The 23,182-nt window shown below is 37.6% G+C and carries 18 protein-coding genes; 14 read left to right on the plus strand and 4 right to left on the minus strand.

Annotated elements, in window-relative coordinates; genetic code table 11:
- Positions 1-4: 4 nt before the first annotated feature.
- Positions 5-3,232, minus strand: coding sequence for a hypothetical protein (locus tag BUC06_RS14150; RefSeq protein ID WP_073334666.1), 3,228 nt, complete (start codon positions 3,230-3,232; stop codon positions 5-7).
- Positions 3,233-3,239: 7 nt separating this feature from the next.
- Complete coding sequence (locus tag BUC06_RS14155; protein WP_073334779.1) at positions 3,240-4,784, minus strand: T9SS type A sorting domain-containing protein; 1,545 nt, start codon at positions 4,782-4,784, stop codon at positions 3,240-3,242.
- A 184-nt stretch (positions 4,785-4,968) separates the two neighbouring features.
- On the opposite strand from BUC06_RS14155, the gene BUC06_RS14160 reads away from it, so the two are divergent.
- Together BUC06_RS14160 and BUC06_RS14165 are read left to right on the plus strand one after the other, a co-directional pair.
- On the plus strand, positions 4,969-5,514 hold the full coding sequence (locus BUC06_RS14160) for a membrane lipoprotein lipid attachment site-containing protein (protein ID WP_073334667.1): 546 nt from the start codon (positions 4,969-4,971) through the stop codon (positions 5,512-5,514).
- Positions 5,515-5,738: 224 nt separating this feature from the next.
- Positions 5,739-6,875: a 1-acyl-sn-glycerol-3-phosphate acyltransferase gene (locus tag BUC06_RS14165; RefSeq protein ID WP_073334668.1), complete on the plus strand. Its 1,137-nt coding sequence runs from the start codon at positions 5,739-5,741 to the stop codon at positions 6,873-6,875.
- Positions 6,876-6,946: 71 nt separating this feature from the next.
- On the opposite strand, the gene BUC06_RS14170 is transcribed toward BUC06_RS14165, so the two are convergent.
- The gene (locus tag BUC06_RS14170; RefSeq protein ID WP_073334669.1) at positions 6,947-7,387 is read right to left on the minus strand and encodes a hypothetical protein; all 441 of its coding nucleotides are present in this window, start codon (positions 7,385-7,387) and stop codon (positions 6,947-6,949) included.
- A gap of 308 nt (positions 7,388-7,695) precedes the next feature.
- Between BUC06_RS14170 and BUC06_RS14175 the strand changes: the two genes are divergently transcribed.
- Entirely contained in the window at positions 7,696-8,256 is a 561-nt protein-coding gene (locus tag BUC06_RS14175) for a helix-turn-helix domain-containing protein (RefSeq protein ID WP_073334670.1), read from the plus strand.
- A 322-nt stretch (positions 8,257-8,578) separates the two neighbouring features.
- Positions 8,579-8,848, plus strand: coding sequence for a heme oxygenase (locus tag BUC06_RS14180; protein WP_073334671.1), 270 nt, complete (start codon positions 8,579-8,581; stop codon positions 8,846-8,848).
- 157 nt (positions 8,849-9,005) lie between these two features.
- Here BUC06_RS14180 and BUC06_RS24300 read toward each other — a convergent pair whose 3' ends face one another.
- Complete coding sequence (locus BUC06_RS24300; protein WP_262484531.1) at positions 9,006-9,137, minus strand: hypothetical protein; 132 nt, start codon at positions 9,135-9,137, stop codon at positions 9,006-9,008.
- Positions 9,138-9,934: 797 nt separating this feature from the next.
- On the opposite strand from BUC06_RS24300, the gene BUC06_RS14185 reads away from it, so the two are divergent.
- The 10 genes from BUC06_RS14185 (at position 9,935) to BUC06_RS14230 (ending at position 23,125) form a co-directional block, all read left to right on the plus strand.
- Positions 9,935-11,035, plus strand: coding sequence for a calcium:cation antiporter (locus tag BUC06_RS14185; protein WP_073334672.1), 1,101 nt, complete (start codon positions 9,935-9,937; stop codon positions 11,033-11,035).
- 236 nt (positions 11,036-11,271) lie between these two features.
- On the plus strand, positions 11,272-12,255 hold the full coding sequence (gene egtD / locus BUC06_RS14190; protein WP_073334673.1) for an L-histidine N(alpha)-methyltransferase: 984 nt from the start codon (positions 11,272-11,274) through the stop codon (positions 12,253-12,255).
- A gap of 320 nt (positions 12,256-12,575) precedes the next feature.
- Positions 12,576-13,748: an ergothioneine biosynthesis protein EgtB gene (gene egtB, locus BUC06_RS14195; RefSeq protein WP_073334674.1), complete on the plus strand. Its 1,173-nt coding sequence runs from the start codon at positions 12,576-12,578 to the stop codon at positions 13,746-13,748.
- A 9-nt stretch (positions 13,749-13,757) separates the two neighbouring features.
- Complete coding sequence (locus tag BUC06_RS14200; protein ID WP_073334675.1) at positions 13,758-14,678, plus strand: ABC transporter ATP-binding protein; 921 nt, start codon at positions 13,758-13,760, stop codon at positions 14,676-14,678.
- The gene (locus tag BUC06_RS14205; protein ID WP_073334676.1) at positions 14,675-16,240 is read left to right on the plus strand and encodes an ABC transporter permease/substrate-binding protein; all 1,566 of its coding nucleotides are present in this window, start codon (positions 14,675-14,677) and stop codon (positions 16,238-16,240) included. Before BUC06_RS14200 ends, BUC06_RS14205 begins: the two co-directional genes overlap by 4 nt.
- A 213-nt stretch (positions 16,241-16,453) precedes the next feature.
- On the plus strand, positions 16,454-16,861 hold the full coding sequence (gene tssD / locus BUC06_RS14210) for a type VI secretion system tube protein TssD (protein ID WP_073334677.1): 408 nt from the start codon (positions 16,454-16,456) through the stop codon (positions 16,859-16,861).
- A 260-nt stretch (positions 16,862-17,121) separates the two neighbouring features.
- Positions 17,122-18,981: a type VI secretion system Vgr family protein gene (locus BUC06_RS14215; protein WP_228423754.1), complete on the plus strand. Its 1,860-nt coding sequence runs from the start codon at positions 17,122-17,124 to the stop codon at positions 18,979-18,981.
- A gap of 209 nt (positions 18,982-19,190) precedes the next feature.
- A complete protein-coding gene (locus tag BUC06_RS14220) occupies positions 19,191-20,273 on the plus strand; it encodes a DUF2931 family protein (RefSeq protein ID WP_073334678.1) in 1,083 nt (360 codons plus the stop codon).
- Positions 20,274-20,366: 93 nt separating this feature from the next.
- Complete coding sequence (locus BUC06_RS14225; RefSeq protein ID WP_073334679.1) at positions 20,367-21,488, plus strand: DUF2931 family protein; 1,122 nt, start codon at positions 20,367-20,369, stop codon at positions 21,486-21,488.
- A gap of 2 nt (positions 21,489-21,490) precedes the next feature.
- Entirely contained in the window at positions 21,491-23,125 is a 1,635-nt protein-coding gene (locus BUC06_RS14230; protein ID WP_073334680.1) for a phospholipase effector Tle1 domain-containing protein, read from the plus strand.
- Positions 23,126-23,182 lie beyond the last annotated feature (57 nt).

Genomic DNA, 23,182 nt, shown 5'->3' on the forward strand with positions numbered 1-23,182 from the left:
TGTTTTATGGTTTGAAATTATAGCTGAACTCTTTTACCGTTTTGTAAACGTAGTTTCCACTACTGTCTTTCTCTCTTATTTTGATCTCTTTAAGCCTATTTGCTATATCGTAAACATAAAGTTCTCTGATTCCCGATGGCGGAGTAATGCATGTTACCCCGATTAGTGGATCATAAGTGAAAGTGGTTACCAGCTTATCTGACAGTATAGGCAATTTTCTAAATCTTTCATAAGTATCAAGAAGATTTGCTTCCTGGGAAGGATCTGCTGCATCTGCATCTGAGGAAGCTGACATCCATGGCAGGGTATTTTCGATTGCGCTATAGGCGATACCTTCTACTTTTGCAATAGGCCAGGTCTGATTATATCCCCATAGTATGCTCACCGGAACACCATCCTTCGTAGTATACTGTAACACGTTTCCCTTATTGTCATATTTGTCATACGTAATATCAGTACTGGATGCAGTTGTATTGAGTACATCAAAATATTTTACCGATACAGGCAGCACAAAATCCCCGGTTGAAGCATTAGGAAGAGACTGTGGATAAACAGTTTCTTCTTTTGAAAGCATGGTAGAGGTGTTTCCTTGGGCTTGGGTAACAGATGTTTCCAGAGGAATACCTACCATGTTTTTACCAATCATTAACTGGTTATTTTTTTCGTGGGCATAATCATAGCTTTTTTCATTAATAATTCCGTCAGGCAAAGTTGTTTTTTGTTTTTTAAGCTGATAATGCGAAGGGTTTGTATAGAAATATTCCGTTTCGGTTTTTACAGGTAGTCCATTGCGATAATCAGTTATTTTTTGATTTTTTAAATACGTAAAACGGCTTATGTTTTTATAATATACTGCATCCAGGTTTTCAAAGCCATTCCATGTCCCGTCATTTAAAATAGGCTCAAAACGTTTGCGACGACTAATAGCCCCTAGGTAAGATGTTCTGGAGGTATCTTCCGTAAAATTATACTCAACCTTTTTTTGAATTGTGTTGGCATTATCTTTATAAATGGTCAATATCTCTTTCCCATTATCCCATCCTGAATTCGTCCAAGGAGCTGATATAATTGAGTTTCCTTTAATTGGATTTCCCCAATAATCTTTATTGGAATTGAAATAATGAATGATTTTTCCATTTCCTTCAATTTCTTCTTCAACGGTATCATAAAATATATTGGGATTAAAAGAAAATAATCTTCCAATATTAGAGGAAGTAATAGCTATGATGCTTGAAAATATTGGTGTTGTCCCTGAAGTACCACCTCCCAAGCATACAGAACCTATAGTTCTTGTTTCATTAAATAAAGGATCACGTGTTACATGGGTAGAATAATCTCCATTATCTTTGATATAGTTATACTTTCTGGTAATGGGAAGTCCGTCCGTTGGCGTATCAACAGTTGATTTAATTCTGTATCCGCCTAATAAAACATCCTGTAAAACATATTTATCATCCTCATTGAAATAATAGATCTGAGCACGTGCATCAGAACAGGCAAACATGGCTGTAAGAACTACCTTAACAGGTTGGTTTTTTATAGCATTCACAGAAATCGTACTGCTATTGTTTAAAGATGAATCTGAATTTCCGATATTATTTCCTGCCTGGTCGAATACTTCTATGTAACCCTTTTGTTTGCCTGTTTGTAGAGCAGGGCTGTTCTGGCAGGTGCCAGAGGAATACAGATAGTTGGAAAGCCTGACTTCTACAGGCCCCGTTTTTTGAGGAATGATAGTTATTTCATTAGTTGATGTATTAGTTCCTAAAGGATTGAATTTTGAAATTCCTACATTAATTTTTGGTGCTGGTACAAATACATTATCTTTCTTCTTATGGTTTTCATAATTTAGCAAGGTATTTCCTCCTGTAGGATAGGTAACTGCTTTTAATAAGCCATAATACCCAACCTGTGGTGTGACTGACTGATTAGCTCCGTTATATTGAGGTGCCTGTGGGTCATCAATCCGAAAAATCTGAGGTACAAGAGTACTGTTGCTTGCGGCGTTATAGTACCCCCACATATCACGGGAAAAACTAAGTCTTACCGGAAAGTTTTCAGGATTATGGTAGGTAAACTTATGAGAAGAACTGCTTTTATTATTGCGGATCTCTGTTAAAAATAATCTAGAAGCAGCAGTTGTTAAATAGTTTAAACTAATATCATCTACAATTCTGCCGTTATTGTATTTCTTTATATTCGTCAGCTTTGAATAATCTTCACTTTGATTTGAATAGGTAAATTCAATGGAATTATTATTAGAGTCATATATCTTTTTGATTTGTTTACCGTATACTTCCTGCTGGGAATCTGCTATAAGTCCTATATTATTTGATGGTAAAATAAAATTGACCACTTCACAGTAGTTTCCACCATTAGGACCTGATCCTACGTCTCCATATTTCTGCTGTCCCCCAGTCGTATAAGTCATACTTTGAGATTGTGACAGAGTATTGTTATAGCTCACATCCTGATATTCAAGGGTGAGTGTTTGGCCGTTGGTTGTAACTACTGAGGTAAGATACCAGGACTGTGGATATTGTAAGGGAGGTTGGTGTCCTCCTACATTCAGAGTTCTGTTAAGTACATTTTCTACAGCATTAAAATTATATCTCACTCCATTATCCAGAATAATTGAAAATAAGTTTCCACTATCATTCCTTTTTATTTTGTAATCTTTCTGATCAATCATAAAGATATTTCCACTTTTGTTAATCAGAAATTTAACATTGTTTCCAGCAAAATTGGCAGTGTATAGATCTCGCTCAGAATCAAAGTTATCTACTTCACAAAATTTTAGATATTCAATCATCTGTGCGGCTGAGTTCTCTAATGGAGGAACATCGCCGCTATTATAATTACTCTCTTCATCAGGTTTATCCCTTATTGTCCTTGTGATTACCCCTCCTGAAATAAAAGTCCAGCCCAAACCAACAGAACCATTCATTTCATCGACATTAATACCATTTGAAGAATAACTTAAAGAGATAGGAATACCTGTTCCATCCACGCTTAATTCTGTAATGGGGATAGTTATATTAGGTGCCCCTGTAAAAAGTCCAATGGGAATATTCCCATATTGGCTGAATTTGAATGATTGGGGAGTTGTTGGTGCAATTTTAGGAATGTGTTTTCCTGCATCATTCGTATTTTTGGTATAATCCTGATTATTACTTTGACTATACAATAAGGCTGAAAGAATAACTCCAGCCAATATTAAAGATCTTTTCATTTGTGTTTTATTTTTTTATCAGTTTAGCACTCGCTGTTGTATTGGTATCCGTTTTTATTGTCACCAGATAAGCTCCCTGAATTAAATTCTGGGTATTAATTTTGGTTACCTTGTTTTTGGTTTTCAATGTCTGAAGCTGTCTGCCGCCCATATCATACAGCATGATATCTGCTTCTTTAAAGTCAACGCCGATTTCTACGTAAGTATAATCAGATACCGGATTGGGGTAGATTTTAATGTCCTGTTTTTCAATCAATTGATCAATTTTTTTATCTCCAAGCTTCACAATCTTCCAGTTTTCTTTTCCTAATTCTTCGGCACTGGTGCCAGCAAGAATGATGGAGCCATCCCTATTCAGTTTCAAATCAGACAACCTTTCTTCTCTTTTTCTGGATTCACCTTTGACGTGTTTTCTCCATTGCTCATTTCCGTCCTGATTTAAGTAGAGCATCCAGAAGGTCTCATCCTCTGCTTCGATTCTTCCTTGAGTCTGCGTATAACCGCCTAAAAGAATTCCTTTTGATGATTGACCATCTGCTGAATGAAGCACGTTCATTCCCATGAGGATGTCACGGTTTTTGAAATTAAACGATTTCTGCCATAGCTCTTCACCTCTGTCGTTTAAGGAAATAAGCCATAGATCCGTTCCCTCTTCAATACCTACTGTTTTGTTTCCTGATCTTTCGGATCTTGATTCTCCACCGATAACATAACCAGTTGAAGTCAAAGCCAGTGTTCTAAGATGATCATCACCCTTTCCTCCAAAATTCTTTTCCCATTCTACTTTTCCGGTTTTATCAAGTTTAATGACCCAATAATCTCCTTCTCCATAATTTTCGGTTTTTTTAGAACCGCCCGGGTTGCTTCTTGAGTAGATCCCTAGCAGTACACCACCGTCTTTTGTTGGAATCATTTTTTCAACTTCATCAAGACCTTTCCCTCCTAAAATTGACTGAGAAAGTTCATTTCCGTACTTATCTAATCTGATAAGCAGGACATCTTTCGAGCCGTAGCCTTTAGAATAATTCTGGACATTTCCTGTTACAAAAAATCCCAGATCGGTAGTTTGAACAACGGCTCTTGCTTCTTCATCTGAGGATGATCCTAAAGTTTTTTGCCAAATTTCATCTCCAAATTCGTTAAGACGTAGTAACCAGATGTCTGAACCTCCTTTGGAGTCGTTTTTTTTATCTAAGCCTTTTCCTGAATAAGAAGTTCCTGAAACAAGACTCCCACCATCCTGAGTGGTCACGGAAGATGACAGATAATCATGGTTATTGCCGGAAAAATATTTTTCCCAAACCTGTTCGCCCTGCTGATTGAGTTTGATTAAATGAAAATCGTAGCCGTTGTTTTGCTTATTGTCTCCAGCCTGAAGCTTATCGCTTTGAATACTGCTTCCCGTAATTAGATACTGCTGATCTATAGTGGTATTTATCTGACTTAAAAAGTCCTGAGTACTGGACTTAATGTCTCTCTGCCAGAGCACTTGCTGGCCATAAATTGTCGATACTGCGCACAACATAAGTACACTTAAGTAAGTTTTTTTCATAGGCATTTGATATTTTGTGTGAATTTAGAATTAGTTTGTCATTCATGTTATGGGGAAAACCCCATATTTTGAGTAGTAGTTTTACGGTCAGTCATTTTAATCTGAAAATAAATATTCATCATCTCAAAAGCTTTCTGATCATTTTGAAAAATACTATCTTCGGTTTTTAAAAAAGACTCACAACATGAAAAAAATAATATTCCTCGCCTCAGCCGTTCTTGTGTTAAACTCTTGCGTGGTTTCCACCGCAGCCAAAGTCGTTAAAGGTGCCGTCAACGTCAGTTACAAAGCCGTAAAAGGAACGGTGAATGGGATCAGCTGGGCGGTAAGCAAAGCCAAAGGGAAAATAGATGAAGATCGTGTAGACGGGACCTGGAAAGTAGTGGGCGCATATAAAGGTTCTTTTGAAGACTTTACCAATGACCAGAATCCGGAAAGTTCGTTTACTTCAGACTGTACGGAAGGTTTTGATCAGATCATTTTCAAAGCTAAAAAATCGAAATTCAAACCTTTACACTGCAGTTCCGAAAAAGAAGACTGGGTAAAATATTCTATGGAATTCGGGAAAAATCCGGTCACCAAAGAAAAAGAAAACTATATAGAATACAACTCCAACAATTATATTTCAGTGATCGATGTCAACAATAAGACCATGGTACTGGAGGGAAACCTGATGCCTAAACTGGCATTTTCAGGGGCTAAATTGTATCTTTTGGAGAAAGTAAAATAAAGATTTATTTCAGGAAACGGGATGATATTTTTAAAATGATAGGCTCAGGATTTAGGTAAACCCATCAAAATAGTCTGTCTCTTTATTTTTACAGTAAAAATTTCAATGATATGTAGAACATATAGATTGTTATACGGGTAAAGGGTATACTTTAACAAACATTGTAAGGTCCCCTCAATAAATTTTTGTTCTTTTGCAAAATAGTATTAATTTTAAATAATTACATGTCGAAGTTCGATGAAATCAGGCCTTTTTATGATCATGAAGTGAATGAAGCGTTACGGGGAATAGCCCGTGATCCTATGATGACCGCACTGATGAGTTTCACTTTTCCTGATGTTGATAAGCAGGTCTGGAGGGAACAGTTTAAGAGTATTCATTCGATAAGTGATTTTCAGCACAATTTTATTGCCCATACCATTCGTCAGATTCTGGCGAAGAGTTCTGAGGGATTAACCACATCAGGATTTGATCAGCTGGATAAAAATACACCCTATCTTTTTGTTTCCAACCACAGAGATATTGTTTTGGATACTTCACTGCTGAATCTGGTTTTGCTTGACAAGAAATTGATCATGACGTCTTCTGCGATAGGAGACAACCTTGTGCAAAAGACTTTTTTGCATGTACTGGCGAAACTGAACCGCAACTTTTTAGTTCAGAGAGGTTTGCCGATTCGTGAACAATTGAAAAGTTCCCAGATCATGTCCGAATATATTGAGCAGCTTCTGCATGTTGAAAAACGTTCCGTTTGGATCGCTCAGCGTGAAGGCCGTACCAAAGACGGAAATGATGCTACCCAGCAGGGCGTTTTAAAAATGCTTGCGATGGCGGCCGGAGATCTTTCACTCACTGACTATTTTAAAACATTGAAGATCGTTCCGATATCGATCTCTTATGAATATGATCCTACCGATTCTTTAAAAATGCCTCAGCTTCTGGCTAAACACAGAGACGAGGAATACATCAAAGGGAAGGATGAAGATTTTATGACCATGCTGAGTGGAGTATTGGGTCAAAAGAAACGCATTCATCTGCATGCAGGAAATGTACTGGATACAGAACTGGATGATATTGCCGTGAACTTTGAAAACAAAAATAAGCAGTTACAGGCAATTGCCCAGATCATTGACGATTCGATCATACAAAACTATAAGCTGTGGCCGACCAAGTTTATCGCTTACGACCTCCTTCACAATACGGATACTTATGCCTCAGAATATACAGAACAGGAAAAACAGCTGTTTGTCCGAAGACTTGAAATGAGAATTGATCCTTCTGATGCCGTTTCAAAAGAATTTTTCCTGATGATGTACGCAAATCCACTGATGAATAAAATGAAGTATGGTGAAATGCTTTAATGAAACAGTGACAGGCGTTCTCAGTGTTGAAATCAAAGATCATAACTATTTTTAAACATCACCTGCCATTACTAGTAGTAAAAATGGCTCGTATAAAAATAGATAAAGGAAGTTGTGGTTTCAATGGCGTAGCACATTTCACTGCCATGCCCTTTTTTACTGGGATCAGTATCCACTTCATAAAGATACTGAAGGTCTCCTTCCAGATAAGTTTCAATGGTTAAATCAAGCTTCCAGTAGATCTGAAAATCGTCTGTTTTTTGCAGCATTAATTTTTCATCGGTCGCCATGATGCTGCAGTTTTGTATTTCCCATTCATCTAATCCCGAAGTTCCCATCGCTGAAATGATAAAGGAAGTAAAATCAGGGATCTCACTTTTTTGTACTTTAATCATTACAAGGATAATCTCATCTCCATTATAAATGATTTCAGAAATATTTTTCTTTGAGATCAGGAAATCGTAGTCCCGGTGACGTAATTTTTCAGTGAATAGAGAGGGATCAAATGGCATGGGTTTACTTTTTAAATGAGTCTGTGTATCAGGAGTATCAATAATTGAATATTAATATTAAAAAAGGGATTTTTAATTTCGCTCAGACTGACAACACTGATACTCTGTATTTGAAGCTTATAAAATATCCGCTAAGTGTGATCAATACATGATACAAAATGCATCGGCTTCTTTACTGCATTTCAAATATACAAAATAAAAATAAAGGAGATAGGGTCACTACTTTTTCTATTTTCTCTTTGCTCATTAAAGAATACCGGGTCTTTATATTCTGATCCTCAAAATTTTAATGCGTAACTTTGAATGAAATGAAGTTGTACATAAAATATATGGTTAGCCTCAGGTGCAAAATGATGGTGCATGAAGAGCTTAATAATCTGGGTATTAAGCATGCTGTGGTGGATCTTGGCATGGTTGAGTTGCTGGAAGACATTACCCATGAGCAGCGGGAGATTTTAAAAAGGGAATTGTTGAAATCAGGTCTTGAATTATTAGACGATAAAAAAAGTATTCTGATCGAAAAAATTAAAAATGTAATTACCGAAATGATTCACTATTCTGAAGAGCTACCCAAAGAAAACTTCTCAGACTATATCAGTGAAAAACTTGGCTACGACTATACCTATCTGGCGAATATATTTTCTGAAGTGAAAGGCATCACGATACAGCATTATATCATCATCAATAAAATTGAAAAAGTAAAGGAACTCTTACTGTATGACGAACTTAATCTTACGGAGATCTCTTATAAGTTGAATTACAGCAGTGCCGCCCATCTCTCCAACCAGTTCAAAAAAATCACAGGACTTTCTCCGTCTTTCTACAAACAGCTGGGACTTAAACGTAAAAATAATCTGGAAGACCTTTAAAGGTGTGATAGATGTAAGATTAATCTACTCATCTGTAACATCATCAGGAAAGGAAATCCCAATTTTGTACAGTCATTGCTAAACTTCATCAAATAATCCTCGTAACGGAGACCATCACAAAACATGAAACTTGACGAGGATAAGATAAAGCCAAAACTAAAAAGCAGTAAGAAATCATCACAACTAAATAGGAAATTAATATTTCACAACTCCTCTTTCAAAGAGAGTTTTGAAGAAGGGATAGAAGCTTAAAGGTCTCTATCTCTTTTTATAGGTTGTGCCGGTTGAAACAGTATAGACGAACACTACAATATTTTAAATAATGAAAACAATCCATCTCTTTAAGTTTAAAGATACCATTTCCCTTAAAATTCCTTTTTTCAAGGAAAGCTACGGATTGGAAACTTTAAATGATTTAATGAAATATGATTTAATGGATACCGAAAAAGTAACCGAGTTTATCATTGAAACCCAAGATGATTGTAATTTGGAAGATCGTTCACAGGATGATCTGCTGAAGATGTGCGAAGACGCAGACGAAACGATTGACCATTATTTTGTTACCGCTGTTGGCGAGGATGATATTCTCTGAAAACAAGCGGTATTATGAATTTCACCGTCTGATCAAGGTCCGTTGGCTAAATTATGGTTGTCTGTCTTGTTCTTAATATTTTGGGAGCGGGAAGGACAGACCTGCTTGCTTTGTCCTCCACATCTGACTTCATCTTATTCTTTCAATCCAGTATTATTTAACTGGTGGCATTTCTGCTTTCACTCTCTTTATCCTTTCTCTTGGTAGCCTTGTCTTCCCGTTTTTCTTTTGCGGTTTTTAAGGGAGCTGTTTTGTCTGTCTTCTTTTTTCCGTCTTTCTCTTTTGCCATTGTATACAATTTTGATTGAATGTAAAGGTCACGGATTAAAAATGGAACAGCTTGCAAGAGTCTGGTCATTTGTTACATAAATCATAGATATTCACAATTGCCTATCCTGATTTAAAAAAATAGCCGCCTTATGGAGTAAAGGATTTTTCAATTTGATAAGGATGATGAAGCTTTCAGAACATCAAGATAAAATCTTAGCCGTCAAATGATGTTTCCTCCGGAATTTGAAAAATACAGACTTGGAATTGCTATAACATAAATTTTCTCTGCTGAATTTCTCCCTTATTCTCTAAACCATTGAAAAACAAACACTCGTCATTTTTTTAATCTTTAAAAAAGTGGGATAGATGTAAGTTTGTTCCGGAAGAGTGTAGGATATTATGTTTTAAAAAAACGATCTTTGGATCAGAATAAATCCACAATTATCCTTCATTGACATCGATCAATCCTCATCAATACAGGAAGAAAAGAAAGCTGTTTTTTTCGGTTAAAACCTTCAGATCCGATATTGAATAAGGCAAAATATAGAGCTTAATACCCCGAAAAATAGTAAATATGTTTTTAAGGTTTTAGCTAAAAGAGGACAGGAACCTTTCCGGGTATCTGTTCTTTTTTATGATAGGGATAACAAAAAAATTCGCACGATCATTCATTCTCATCAATCAGATGCAGTTTTGCTCAATCTATATCTGTAAGAATGCAGTTCTGTGCGTTTGAGAAGATTCCGGAACTGACTTTATCACAATAAATAAAGCCTGGAAGATCGTACTTCAGTCGTGGTCAAATGTTTAAAATTTATGAAAAAAAAGATTTACCTCGTAGGATGGACAATACTGATTCCGGTACTTGCCTGGCTTGCTTATTTTGCACATTACACGATGACAGGTCATCTGTATTCTATACTCCTTAGTTTTTTCCTAATAGGGTCTGTTTTAGCAGCAGTATATCATTCGGAGACCATTGCTTACCGGGTAGGAGAGCCTTACGGAACTTTATTACTGGCGTTTGCCATTACTGTGATCGAAGTTTCTCTTATTATTTCCATCATGCTGAGTGCAAAAGGTTTGGAAACCATAAGCCTGGCAAGAGACACCGTTTTTGCGGCGGTCATGATTATTCTTACAGGAATTATTGGAATTTGCATTATTGTAGGATCCATCAGGTATAAGGTCCAGGTATTTACTTTGCAGGGGGTAAGTACAGCGATGATCACCTTAGTTGCCATCATAGCATTTTTATTCATTCTTCCCAACTATACCATCAGTCATGATAATGGCGAGTACACTTCCTTTCAGCTTATTTTCATTTCAATCACCTGTCTGGCATTATACATAGGTTTTACTATGGTACAGACCATCAGGCACCGAGCTTATTTTGTTGCCCCCAAACCTAAAGATGATCTTGAAACAGAGGACCAGGAAATCCTTCCTGAAAAACCTTCTCTGAAAGTAACGATGCTTAGTATTGTGCTTTTGGTTTTGTGCCTGGGAATTGTCGTGGTATTGGCCAAATACCTTTCAAAAGATGTTGATGCCCTCGTTGTAGGAGCAGGTGCTCCGAAATCTATCGTCGGAATTATTATTGCCGGTATTGTTCTTTTACCGGAAGGCATTGCGGCCATCAGAGCAGCGTACAATAACAGACTGCAGACCAGCCTTAATCTTGCATTCGGATCTGCATTAGCAAGTATTGGGCTCAGTATTCCGGTCGTAGCAGTAGCTTCGGTAATGGCAGATTTTAGAATGACGCTGGGAATTAATATAAAATCAACCGTTCTTTTGGGACTGTCCTTATTTATTATCACGATTTCACTGGCCACAGGAAAGACGAATATTATGCAGGGTTTTGTTCTGCTGTCTATCTTTCTTCTCTATCTTTTTACCACCCTGGCTCCCTGAATTACCTTTTACGAGTACAGAGTTGGTTGCTGTGAGCTGACTTCAAATATAATCCATACTCAATGGTTCCGGAAATCTGATTAAACTCAAAAATGTGGTATCCTTTGATCAGTAGCGTATAGAAATTTACCGTATATTTAAATTAATGAAATCACAGAGGGAATACTTTTATAGAATTCAATGTTGGAGCGGCAAGATAGTTGTAGGTAACTACAAACCCACACAAATTAAAACATATGAATCTAAAGCTAAACCCATATTCCAAGGTTGAAAATACTCCTATTGACGGTTTTCGTTCGGATGTTTTGGAAGGCTTGAAAAGCAATCCGAAAAGGTTATCTTCAAAATATTTTTACGATAAAAACGGAGACCGTCTGTTCCAGGAAATCATGGCAATGCCTGAATACTATCTCACGAAATGTGAACTTGATATCTTCCAAAATAAAACCGCAGCGCTTGCCCAGTTAATTATTTCTGACAATGAGCCATTCGATTTGATTGAGCTGGGTGCCGGAGATGCGATGAAATCAACCTTTCTACTTCAATATCTTGTTGAACAGGGAATCAATTTCACTTATATGCCTATTGATATTTCAGGTAATATTCTTTCCATATTAAATGAAAAATTAAGTCATGAAATTCCGGATTTACCAATAGTTGCTCTTGAAGGCGAATATTTCCAGATGCTTCAGAAAGCAGCAGCATTGTCCGACAGAAGGAAGGTGATTTTATTTTTAGGAAGCAATATCGGGAATATGGATATCGGAGAAGCCGATCAATTCTGCTCCGATTTAAACCAAAATTTAACTTCCGGAGATAAAGTATTGATAGGTTTTGATCTGAAGAAAAATCCTCATACCATTTTAAATGCCTACAATGATAAAGCAGGAATTACAGCGGCATTCAATCTTAATCTTCTCACCCGGATCAATACAGAACTCGATGCTGATTTTGATACAGATCAGTTTCAGCATTATCAGACCTATGATCCCGTGAGCGGAGCCTGTAAGAGTTATCTGGTGAGTCTTAAAGATCAGAAAGTCACCATAGATGATCACTGTATTTCATTCATTGAAAATGAACTGATTGACATGGAGATTTCCCAGAAGTTTTCACCGGAGAAAATAGAAGAACTAAGAGAAAAATCCGGATTTTTGTCAGCAGGTGAGATCAAAGACTCCAAAAGATGGTTCGTAGATGTTGCCTGGGAGGTAAAATAACGGTAAAGTAAATTTCCAAAAAATTCATCAGATTTCACAGATCATAAAACGAAAATATATTTTTAACACAAAGGATATATTGCATAAACAAAGAAAATAAATGATTAGCCATTAAGCTTTATCAGCGACACCGTTGCCATCTTTGCTTACCTCAAAACTGAATTTTATTTAACTAAAATTTTGCGTTAACAAAAAAAAGCAAAATCATCCGTAGATCCATCATACAGATGTTTATCTGTTAGTGATCTTCAGTTAAAAAACCATAGTTCCGTCAATCAAATTTGTTATCTGATCCAATTAACTTATTAAAACTAAAGAACATGACCCCAGAAATAACGACATCAGATCTAGTAAAAAGATATACCAGTATCCGAAAGTATTCCGAAGAAATATGTGCTCCTCTGGAGATTGAGGATTATGTGGTACAGCCTATCGTAGATGTAAGTCCTCCCAAGTGGCATCTTGGGCATACCACCTGGTTTTTTGAAACGTTCATTTTAGAACCCAATTTCCCTGATTATAAAGTTTTTGATCCACAATATAATTTTGTTTTTAACAGCTATTACGAGACTATCGGCGCAAGAGTCATCCGTACCGACCGGGGAAATCTCAGCCGCCCTTCCGTTTCAGACATCTACAAATACCGGAACTATGTAGACGATCATATGAAGGCCTTTCTTGAAAGTAAGTTCCTGACAGAAGACGTTGAATCACTGCTGGAATTGGGACTTAATCACGAGCAGCAACATCAGGAGTTACTGATCACAGATATCAAATATATTTTAGGGCACAATCCACTTTTTCCGGCCTATAAAAAAGAAAGCATTTCTAAAAATAAAAAGATTGAACATCCCCACATGATCCGTTTTTCCGAAGGCGTTTATGAAATAGGTTTTGATGGAGAAGGCTTCTGTTTTGACAATGAACTGGGAAGGCATAAAGTTTTTCTCAATGATTTTGAAATAGCAGACCAGTTGGTCACCAACAGAGAATATCTTCAGTTTATGGAAGCTGGCGGTTATTCAGATTTTAAGCACTGGCACGCTGAAGGCTGGGACTGGGTAAAGCAGAATAATGCACAATCTCCTTTGTATTGGCATCATATAGATGGGAAATGGATGCATTATACTTTAAATGGCTTACAGGAAGTAGATCCGGATGAAGCTGTTTGTCATATCAATTTCTACGAAGCCTCAGCTTTTGCCTCCTGGAAAGAAATGCGATTACCCACTGAAGCAGAATGGGAAGTTGCATCCGTACATTTCGAGTGGGGGAATCGCTGGGAATGGACGAATTCGGCTTATTTACCGTATCCTGGTTTTAAAAAAGAAGCGGGAGCAGTGGGAGAGTACAACGGAAAATTTATGGTCAATCAAACGGTTTTGCGTGGAGCTTCCGATGCAACGCCTCCGGGACACAGCAGAAATACATATCGTAATTTTTTCCAGACCAGCCTGAAATGGCAGTTGACAGGGATCAGACTTGCCCAATAATTGTTGCCTATGATTACAGTTGAATCAGTTTCGAAAAAATTTAACGGAAAACCAGCCGTTGACCACATTTCTTTTCAGGCCCATGATCAGGAGATCCTGGTGCTTCTGGGAACCAGCGGTTGTGGCAAAACAACCACCCTGAAAATGATCAACCGGCTCATAGAATCAGATTCCGGAGCTATTTTAATCGATGGTAAAAATATACTAGATCAAAAAGCAGAAGAACTGCGCATGGGAATCGGGTTTGTGATGCAGCATTCCGGTTTATTTCCTCACTATACCATCAAACAAAACATTGCAGTGGTTCCGGAATTACTGAAATGGGATAAGAAAAAAACAGAAAGCAGAACAGAAGAACTTCTGCATAAACTTCATCTTTCCGACGATGTACTTTCAAGGTTTCCGAATGAACTGAGTGGCGGGCAGCAGCAAAGAGTAGGGATTGCCAGAGCTTTGATCGCCAACACACCCGTTTTGCTGATGGATGAGCCTTTTGGAGCCTTGGATAATATTACAAAAGCAGATATTCATTCAGAATTTAAATCACTGGAAGAACTTAAAAATAAGACGATTATACTTGTGACGCATGACGTACAGGAAGCCTTCGAATTGGGACACCGGATCTGTTTAATGGATAAAGGGAAAATTATTCAGACAGGAACTCCAAAAGAAATGCTTTATCGCCCGCAGAACAACTTTGTCAGCGACTTTTTTACTGAAAACCGACTTTTACTGGAATATAAAATTGCCACACTGAAAGAGATGGGCGCATTTTTAAATTCAGAAAATACACACAGAACATTTGGCTTTACCGAAAAAACCAGTGTTTGGAATGCTTTGCAGAAACTGAGTTCGGATCATAGAAATACAGGATATTACGAAAACCTCATCAAGGCATTCAATGAGTACAGAAAATTACAGATCGTATGAAGCAGCAAAGTCTTTGGCAGTTTATCATAGAACAGCAGGAAAAATTACTCACTCAGGTGGTACAGCATCTAGGACTTACCTTTCTGTCATTAATTCTGGCGATCATCGTTGGGGTACCTTTGGGGATCCTTATTGCCAGAAAAAGAAAACTTTCAAGTCCGGTGCTGGGGGTTGCCGGTATTTTACAAACGATTCCCAGTATTGCCCTGTTAGGGTTCATGATTCCCGCTTTTGGAATCGGGGCTAAACCCGCTATCGTTGCTCTGCTCATTTATGCCCTTCTACCCATTATCCGAAATACCTATACCGGAATTACAGGCGTCAACTCAACCGTCGTTGAAGCGGCAAAAGCGATGGGAATGAATAAAAGTCAGCTTCTCTTTAAAGTTGAACTTCCTTTGGCAATGCCCGTCATTATAGCAGGAATACGAACGGCAGCGGTAATCAATGTGGGAGTTGCTACATTAGCGTCATTCGTTGCAGCAGGTGGTTTGGGAGAATTTATATTTGGCGGAATTTCTCTGAATAATACCAATATGATTCTTGCAGGAGCCATTCCCGCGGCATTACTGGCTATTTTGCTTGATCAGACAATTGCGGTGGTACAGAAATCAGGATACCGCTTGTTTCAAAAACTAAAGTATGTGGTTCCGGCCTTCCTTATCATTTTGGGAGCAGCTTATTTGTTCACTTCAGTTTCAGGCAATACGATTAAAGCAGGTTTTACCCCTGAGTTTATGGGAAGACAGGATGGTGATCTGGGATTACGGTCGGTGTACGGACTGAATGTAAATCCCGTTGTGGTCAATGATGCTATTATGTACAAAGCAGCCTACGAAAAGGAACTTGATCTCATCAGCGGCTATTCTACAGATGGCAGAATTAAAGCTTTTGATCTGTACGTTCTGGATGATGATAAGAAAATATTTCCACCTTATTTTGCGGCACCCATTATAAAGACAAAAACGCTGAAGAAATTTCCGGACCTTGAAAAAACACTGAATCTTCTTGCCGGTAAATTCAATGACTCTATCATGACCGATCTGAATTACAAATCGGATTACCTCAATCAGACACCGGAAAAAATAGCCAGAGATTTTTTAGTTAAGAATCAATTATACCAAAACTCAAGAAATGGCAGCTCAGGAACCGTAAAAATCGGTTCAAAGATCTTTGGTGAACAATACATTCTCACCGAAATGTATAAAATGCTGATTGAAGGCTACACCGATTACAAAGTAGAAACCAAAACAGGGCTGGGCGGAACCAAAATATGTTTTGATGCTTTGATGAATGACGGCATAGATTTCTATCCGGAATATACCGGAACAGGACTTTTGGTCCTTTTAAAACCCACAGAACAAACCCTTAAGACCGTGACTCAAAGTGCCGATAAAACCTATCAGTATGTCAATTCCGAATTCCAACAACAGTACGGCATTCAATGGTTAAAACCGCTTGGGTTTAATAATTCCTATGCCCTGATGATGCGCAGAAAACAGGCTGAAGAACTCAGAGTAAAAAGTATATCGGACCTTAAAAAATATTTTGAGGTTAAGTAAATACATTACCTACGATCCATAGTATGATTTTCTTTTTTTTTAATGTAAATATCTGATTTACAATATTAATAAAGCCTAACGATTGTTAGTAGTAGTACTACTACACTTTTTCATATTTATCGATAAACGTCCTTTTTGTAAGTTTAATATTCTATATTTGGTGAAATAAGGAACATCAAATCACAGAATATTAATATTTAAAATTGACCAATTATGGCAGACAAAAATTCAAGAGGAATTCTTAAATTCAACGGTGGCGAAGGGCAGAAATTACTAAGACTTAATTATAGCGTGTCCCGTTCCACAGACGTATCCGGAAGAGTAGCATCAGATCCATCGAATGCACTCATCAAAATTACAGTAGAAGCTACAGAAAAGTCAGACATTCTGGAAAGTCTTCTTAACGGAAAATACAAACCTACAACAGGAGAAGTAACATTCAACAAATCTCATGAAGAAGGAACGCTCACTACCTTGAAGTGGGAAAACGGATATGTGATTCAGCACGAAGTAGATTTCGATGCAGTAGATGAAAACAGTATGTACGTAAGTTTCATTGTAAGTGCAGAGCTTATCGACCTGGGTAATTCTTCTTACAAGGCAGAATGGCCTACTTCGTAGAGCATATTTTTTTTAAATTTTAAAAAAATATCAGGCAGAATGGTGTATCCGGCGGTAGGAGTGCCGTTCTGCCTTTTTTGTCTATGATAAAGATGGCTGCTTTGATATTAATTAGTAGGATCTTTCATATTTCTATTAATAATTTAAAAGTAGGTCCAATTATATGATTTTGTACCAGTAAAACTTTTGACTTTATAGAGTATCTGTATATTTTATTAATTTTTTTAAAAAATTAAGAACCCCAAAACACATTAAATACTATGGATAAAAATATTCCAAATTCTGACAAGATTACAGAGAATAATATTCCTGGAATCAACCGTGTGGTGAAACTGGATATTGTGATTGATGGTAAGATCATCAGGCATTTTAAACATTTCCGGATGCAGCAGAGTGTAAGAAAGCATCATGAATTTGAACTTATCCTTGCCAATGATACCCTGTCTGAGAAACAAAATCATGAGCTTGAAGAAGCTAACAAATTTTTAGGAGGAAGATTAACTGTAACCATTACCTATAAAGACGTTGAAAATAGTCCTGAAAGAACTTTTGTCGGGGTTATTACAAAAGTAGCGTTTAGCCAGGAAAATCATAGTCTTGGAAACATCGTATTGAAAGGTTACAGCCCCACCATCTTACTGGACGCTGCTCCTCATACCCAAAGTTTTGGGGGAGCGCAACCCGTAAATATGGGCATCATCGCAACGGATATCATCAAGCAGGGAATCGAAAGCAGCAGGTTTGATGTAAAAATCAATGCAAAAGCCTCTTCCCAAATCCTCTACAGTGCCCAGTATGAAGAAACACACTACAATTATCTTTGCAGAATGGCAGAAGCTTATGGAGAGCAGTTTTATTACGATGGTGAAATTCTGCACTTCGGAAATATGCCTCCCCAAAATAAAGCTTTAGAGCTGATCTATGGAAGCAGTGTTTCCGACGTGAGTGTTGAACTGAAAGCCGTCCATATCAAACCAAGTTTTTATGGCTATAACAGCAGTTCCAATACTAAGCTCAGTTCCGGGGAAACCCCTATCCAGCATGTGGGGAATTTAGCAAAAACCGCCTATCAGAACAATGAAGGGATATTCAAAACACCATCTTTGCAGGTTGCCCCGATAAAAGCGGCCACCGATATGGATGTGGTCATTTCCCAGACCTCCACATCAGGAAGCAGGGCTGTAGAAGTCTTTACGGTATCGGGAGGAACAACGCTGCCTTTTTTATACCCGGGATGTATCGCTGATATTAAAATGCGGAAAACTGATAGCAGCCAGACGGCCTATTTTACAAAACTGATGATGACCGAAGTTACCCATGAAGTGGATACCTTAGGAAACTATACCGGGAAATTCGAAGCAATAGCTTCAGATACAGGATATATCCCAAAACCCGATTTTGTTGTACCCATTGCACAGCCACAAATTGCCACCGTAATATCCAATACTGATCCTCTGGGACAGGGCAGGGTAACGGTGAGATTCGACTGGCAGATGAATGATACTACCAATTTTATCCGGATGATGGCTCCGGATGCAGGAGGTACAGATCAGATCAGCCAGAACAGAGGATATGTAGCCATACCCGAAGTAGGCGATCAGGTAATGGTAGGTTTTGTACACAACCATCCGGACAGGCCTTTCGTGATGGGAGGAATGTTTCATGGAGGGACCGCTTTAGGAGGCGGGGTTGATAATCATTTAAAATCAATACAAACCAGAAGCGGAATCAGAATTTTAATGAATGATGCAGAAGGAAGTGTCAATATTATCGATCCGAGCGGCAACAATTACTTCATGGACGGAGCTGGGAATATCGTCGTTACTGCTCCCAAAAATATGACCTTCAACGCAGGTGAGAATCTTAGTATTAATGTAGGAAAAGATATGAAAACAAGTGTTGGAAATGATAATGCCATTAATATTATAAACAATCATCAGTTCACTTCAAAGAATTATAAACAGACCGTCAATGAAAATAAAACCATCAATATAACGGGGGATTTGAAAGAGACCACTTCTACAACCACCCATAACGCCAAGAATGGTGATATTTTATTACAGAGTTCCGGTGTTGCCAAAATGCTTGGGAAAATAGATGCCAAGGTGAATAAAGGCTGAAAACTTATATAATTCAGAGTTTAATATCAACATTCGCTGCAAATGAGGTATATGCTATGCTTAGGTATTTTTATCAGTAATTAATTGCGGCGAATCTAATTACAAAACAGGATAAACAATCAGAAATTTAGGACTTATAAAAAAGAAAAAAATAAATTAGAAAAGAAGCCCAGTAATAGTAAGGTAGTAAAGAATAATTTTCCTAAACAATGAACAAATCAGTAAAATATTTATTAAGCTTATTATTCTTCATTCAGATCTCGTGTCAGGAAAAGAAAGAGCATCAAAAAACAAAAGCCATGACAAAATATGAATGGACCGAGGGGACTTCTGCTTCCTCCGGATATCCGATGGAAGTATATAAAGGAGGAATGGAATGCGAAGGCGGAGAGTGGGTTGGGTTAGATTTTGGGATTATTCCCGGCGGAAATATCTGGGGAGCTATCAATCATGGAATGGGGAATGGTTTTAAAAGCCTTCCTACCCGTCTGGATTTTATCTGGATGTCTTACATGGAAAACCAGTTTTATATGATAGACACTCCTATTGATACTGCAAAACTAAAAGCATACTTCAGCAAAGGATATGAAGTAAAGGTCACCAACGGAAGTGGAGAAACGGAACATTTAAATTATGATAAAATTGGCGTTGGAATGGCCCCTGGTGGAGTAGTGGTGGTTTGGGTCGCTGGTGTAGGTGTTCAGAAAGAAGTAGGGCGCTATCAGGGAAAAAAAGTAACGATTCCGGAATCGGAAATTGCAAAACTGGATAGCCATGAAAACCGTTTTTGTAGAAAAGATTATCTTGATGAGGTCTTTAACAATGGCAAAGTGATTCCTGAAAAAATAAGAGAAGAAAATAAAGGAAAACCCATTCCATTTGGGATTTGGGATATCTATAGAATACAGTACAGCTGGAAGCCTGTTTTTCAACTTCCGGAAAAAGCAGCGCTCAACCCTTTAACCGATGTTGGAATCGACATGATCAATGGAGAGAAAGAACAACTGGACGCTGCAAAAATTTCTGTGGCTCAAAATGCAGAAAGAGCAATGCCAACAAGAATAGTTTTTGATTTTATTGGCAGTGATCACAAGGAGTATGGAGCGAATGGTGATCTCAATGAAAAATCCAGCTTCGAAGCATTTAAAGCTGTATTTGGAGAAAATCCTACCTCAACTAAAGCTGATATTGTGATTAAAGTAAATGAAGCAAACAGCCATTTTACGATACAACTAAGAGGCGAGAATGGTAAAGTAGCTTTTATAAAAGCAGATAAAGTAGAAGTTTTCTAAAACGAGAATTATGGGAAAAACATTAGTGTATAATACAGGTAATGCTGTTCCTCCTATAGATGAACTGCATCTCAAGAATATTTTTTTTAAACAATGAAAAAATTAGTACAATATTTATTAAGCTTATTATTCTTTATTCAGATCTCGTGTCAGGAAAAGAAAGACCTTCAAAAAACAAAAGCAATGACAAAATATGAATGGCTAGATGCTACCTCAGCCCCTTTAGGTTATCCCGTTGATGTTTATCGCGGGGGATTGGAATCCGCAAACGGGGAATTTACTAGTTTGTATAGTGGAACAACTGGTGGATCATGGGGGGAAGCAAACAGAGGGATGAATAATGGAGAAAAAAATGTCCCCAATCATCTGCATGTCATTTGGGTTTCCTATGCTGAAAAAATATTTTATGAAATCGACACCGATCTGGATAACGGGAAAATGACTGATCTTTTTAAAAACGGCTATTATACCCCTTCCAATGGAGATAATCCAAATCCAAGGAAAGAAAATTACGACAAGATTATTGTAGGCTTTGCGCCGGGTGGTTTGGTTGTGCTTTGGCTTTCCGGACCGGGAAGACAGGTGGAAATAGGAAGGTATCAGAGCAAGAAAATAGTCATACCGCAGTCTGAAATAGATGCTTTAAGCCCGGGACCTCAGAAAAATATGTTTGATCCTGAATACCAACGTAAAATTATACATGAATTTGGAATTGTTCCGGCGGAAGTGGTTAAGGCAAACGAAGGCAAGCCGATTCCATACGGATTGTGGGACAGCTATAGAGAAGAATATAATTGGAATGTACAGGTTGAACTACCAGATAATGGAAAAACAAAAGAAGTTACTTATTTTCATTACAATGGTGAAATGGAAATAACCTTTGGCGAAATTCTGGCAGAAAAATATAATCGTATTATTTCCAATCAACTGAAATGGAATACCCTTAAGAAAAGAGCTGTTGCAAATGATATTAAAATTTTGTGGATAGACGGTGCTGACGGATATCGATATGTCAGTAATATAGAATTTGATGAAAAGGAAATTTTTCCTGCCTTTAAGGAAATTTCTTCTGATGATCCTAATGCTAAAATTGAATTACAGATTACCGTTAATATTCCTAAAACCTCTGCTTCTGTAAAGTTAGTAAGCGGAGAGAAACAGGTTTGGTTGAAAAATAGTAAAATAATGGTACGTAAAACTAAATACAAAGATTAGCCATGAGTAAAACCTTTGTTTATAATACGGGCAATCCGTTGCCAGATCCACCGGGAACTTTAAAGATTACCTGTGGAATATTCTTCGATGGAACCAGAAATAATCTAAAAAACACCGAAATACGCAAGAAGGTTCAGAGGAAAGGAGAATTCAGTAATGTTTCTGCGACGGAAGAAGAAAGACGAATTTTTGAAAAGTATGCTAAGGATGATAATAGTTTTGGTAATGATTTTACCAACATTGCAAGGAAGTATATGTGTACGAAAAGAGATATCTATTCATTTTATGTAGAAGGTATTGCTACCATCGACAAAGCAGATGATGAAGGAGGCGGTTTTAAATATGGTCGTGGGAAAACGGGTGTGGTAGGAAAGGTAAGAAATGGATGTAAAACCCTGGCCGAAAATGTGAAAGATAGAAAAGATAAGTCTAAAGATGATATTGATGAAATTATTTTAACTGTTGATATTTTCGGATTTAGCCGTGGTGCAGCAGCAGCAAGAAACTTTGCCTATAACTTACAGATGGGAACGTATGCACCAAAAGCTTATTATCCGCCAGTACAGGGAGCAGGAAGAATTGATGTAGACCACGAGACAAGTGAATTCATGTCCATCGAAAAATCATGGGTGAAAGATGGAGTACTTCCTAAATTTGGACACCTTGGCACGGCACTTTTAAAAGCAGGATTAGCTCGTGAACTGGTAGATTCCATGACCATTAATGTTAGATTTATAGGGGTTTATGATACAGTAGCCTCGTATGATCCTACATGTCTTCTCATTCCTAGCTTTCAGAAGAAAGTGAACGAACTCCATTTGCATGAGCTAGGTTCCCCGAGAAAGGCTGTACATTTTACAGCTGCTGATGAGCATCGGGAAAATTTTTCCCTGACAAGATTCCTTGCGGTAGACCTTAAATCAGGTATTGAAAGAAATTTTCCAGGTGTACACAGTGATGTGGGGGGAAGCTACAATCATGATGTATTGTCTGTAGCGGAAATCAGTGCAAGCGGTTACCAACCCGATCCCATAGAAGGGGTTACTGAAAAAGAATACGTTTGGCTTGAAAAAGCTTATTTTTCAGGATCATTAGACGCTTTTAGAGATGAATTAATAGAGCACGGCTGGTTTAAAAGAGATCAGTTGGCTATTGAAGCACACTGGAAATACACCCTTACAGGAAACCGTTATCTGTATAGAGGATACAGTTTTATTCCACTTCATTTTATGTGTGATTACGCTTTGCCTTATCTTAATGAAGATGATAATTTCCTGTTCTATCCAAAAGTTATGGCAGATTATGCTTTGAATGATACTTTCTTAGATGAGGTAAAAGCATACATGAAAGATCATATTATAGAAAAGAATGAAAGCTGGACGCTTAAAGGAAATTTTAAGCATCAAGAAGAATCGGAAATTGAAAAAGAAAGCAATATAGAGGCCCCTGTAGCAACAGCTGCTGATCAGGCAGTTCCTGCAAAACAACTCGAAGAAGTAGTGGTTACAGCCTATAAGTCTGATTATCTTCTTAGAAAACTGAAGAATAGATATCTACACCGATCTGCGAAAATTAATACATTAATGGATAGTCTTGCCTATTCACCCACTGATGACCGAAAAAGAATGGAGTTTTAAACGATAAACAAATTGATATTGAAACATCCTCTAAAAAATTCTAGCAAAACCTATAGA

Source organism: Chryseobacterium carnipullorum (genome assembly GCF_900142785.1).
Classification (GTDB): domain Bacteria; phylum Bacteroidota; class Bacteroidia; order Flavobacteriales; family Weeksellaceae; genus Chryseobacterium; species Chryseobacterium carnipullorum.

Bases quoted from the DNA above. Each gene is read 5' to 3' on its own strand.
- egtB (WP_073334674.1), top strand. From the start codon at position 12,576: ATGACCCCAGAAATAACGACATCAGATCTAGTAAAAAGATATACCAGT.
- BUC06_RS14205 (WP_073334676.1), top strand. From the start codon at position 14,675: ATGAAGCAGCAAAGTCTTTGGCAGTTTATCATAGAACAGCAGGAAAAA.
- BUC06_RS14150 (WP_073334666.1), bottom strand. From the start codon at position 3,232: ATGAAAAGATCTTTAATATTGGCTGGAGTTATTCTTTCAGCCTTATTG.
- BUC06_RS14175 (WP_073334670.1), top strand. From the start codon at position 7,696: ATGAAGTTGTACATAAAATATATGGTTAGCCTCAGGTGCAAAATGATG.
- BUC06_RS14225 (WP_073334679.1), top strand. From the start codon at position 20,367: ATGAAAAAATTAGTACAATATTTATTAAGCTTATTATTCTTTATTCAG.
- BUC06_RS14155 (WP_073334779.1), bottom strand. From the start codon at position 4,784: ATGAAAAAAACTTACTTAAGTGTACTTATGTTGTGCGCAGTATCGACA.
- BUC06_RS14230 (WP_073334680.1), top strand. From the start codon at position 21,491: ATGAGTAAAACCTTTGTTTATAATACGGGCAATCCGTTGCCAGATCCA.
- BUC06_RS14215 (WP_228423754.1), top strand. From the start codon at position 17,122: ATGGATAAAAATATTCCAAATTCTGACAAGATTACAGAGAATAATATT.
- BUC06_RS14200 (WP_073334675.1), top strand. From the start codon at position 13,758: ATGATTACAGTTGAATCAGTTTCGAAAAAATTTAACGGAAAACCAGCC.
- BUC06_RS14165 (WP_073334668.1), top strand. From the start codon at position 5,739: ATGTCGAAGTTCGATGAAATCAGGCCTTTTTATGATCATGAAGTGAAT.
- BUC06_RS14170 (WP_073334669.1), bottom strand. From the start codon at position 7,387: ATGCCATTTGATCCCTCTCTATTCACTGAAAAATTACGTCACCGGGAC.
- BUC06_RS24300 (WP_262484531.1), bottom strand. From the start codon at position 9,137: ATGGCAAAAGAGAAAGACGGAAAAAAGAAGACAGACAAAACAGCTCCC.
- BUC06_RS14160 (WP_073334667.1), top strand. From the start codon at position 4,969: ATGAAAAAAATAATATTCCTCGCCTCAGCCGTTCTTGTGTTAAACTCT.
- egtD (WP_073334673.1), top strand. From the start codon at position 11,272: ATGAATCTAAAGCTAAACCCATATTCCAAGGTTGAAAATACTCCTATT.
- tssD (WP_073334677.1), top strand. From the start codon at position 16,454: ATGGCAGACAAAAATTCAAGAGGAATTCTTAAATTCAACGGTGGCGAA.
- BUC06_RS14220 (WP_073334678.1), top strand. From the start codon at position 19,191: ATGAACAAATCAGTAAAATATTTATTAAGCTTATTATTCTTCATTCAG.
- BUC06_RS14185 (WP_073334672.1), top strand. From the start codon at position 9,935: ATGAAAAAAAAGATTTACCTCGTAGGATGGACAATACTGATTCCGGTA.
- BUC06_RS14180 (WP_073334671.1), top strand. From the start codon at position 8,579: ATGAAAACAATCCATCTCTTTAAGTTTAAAGATACCATTTCCCTTAAA.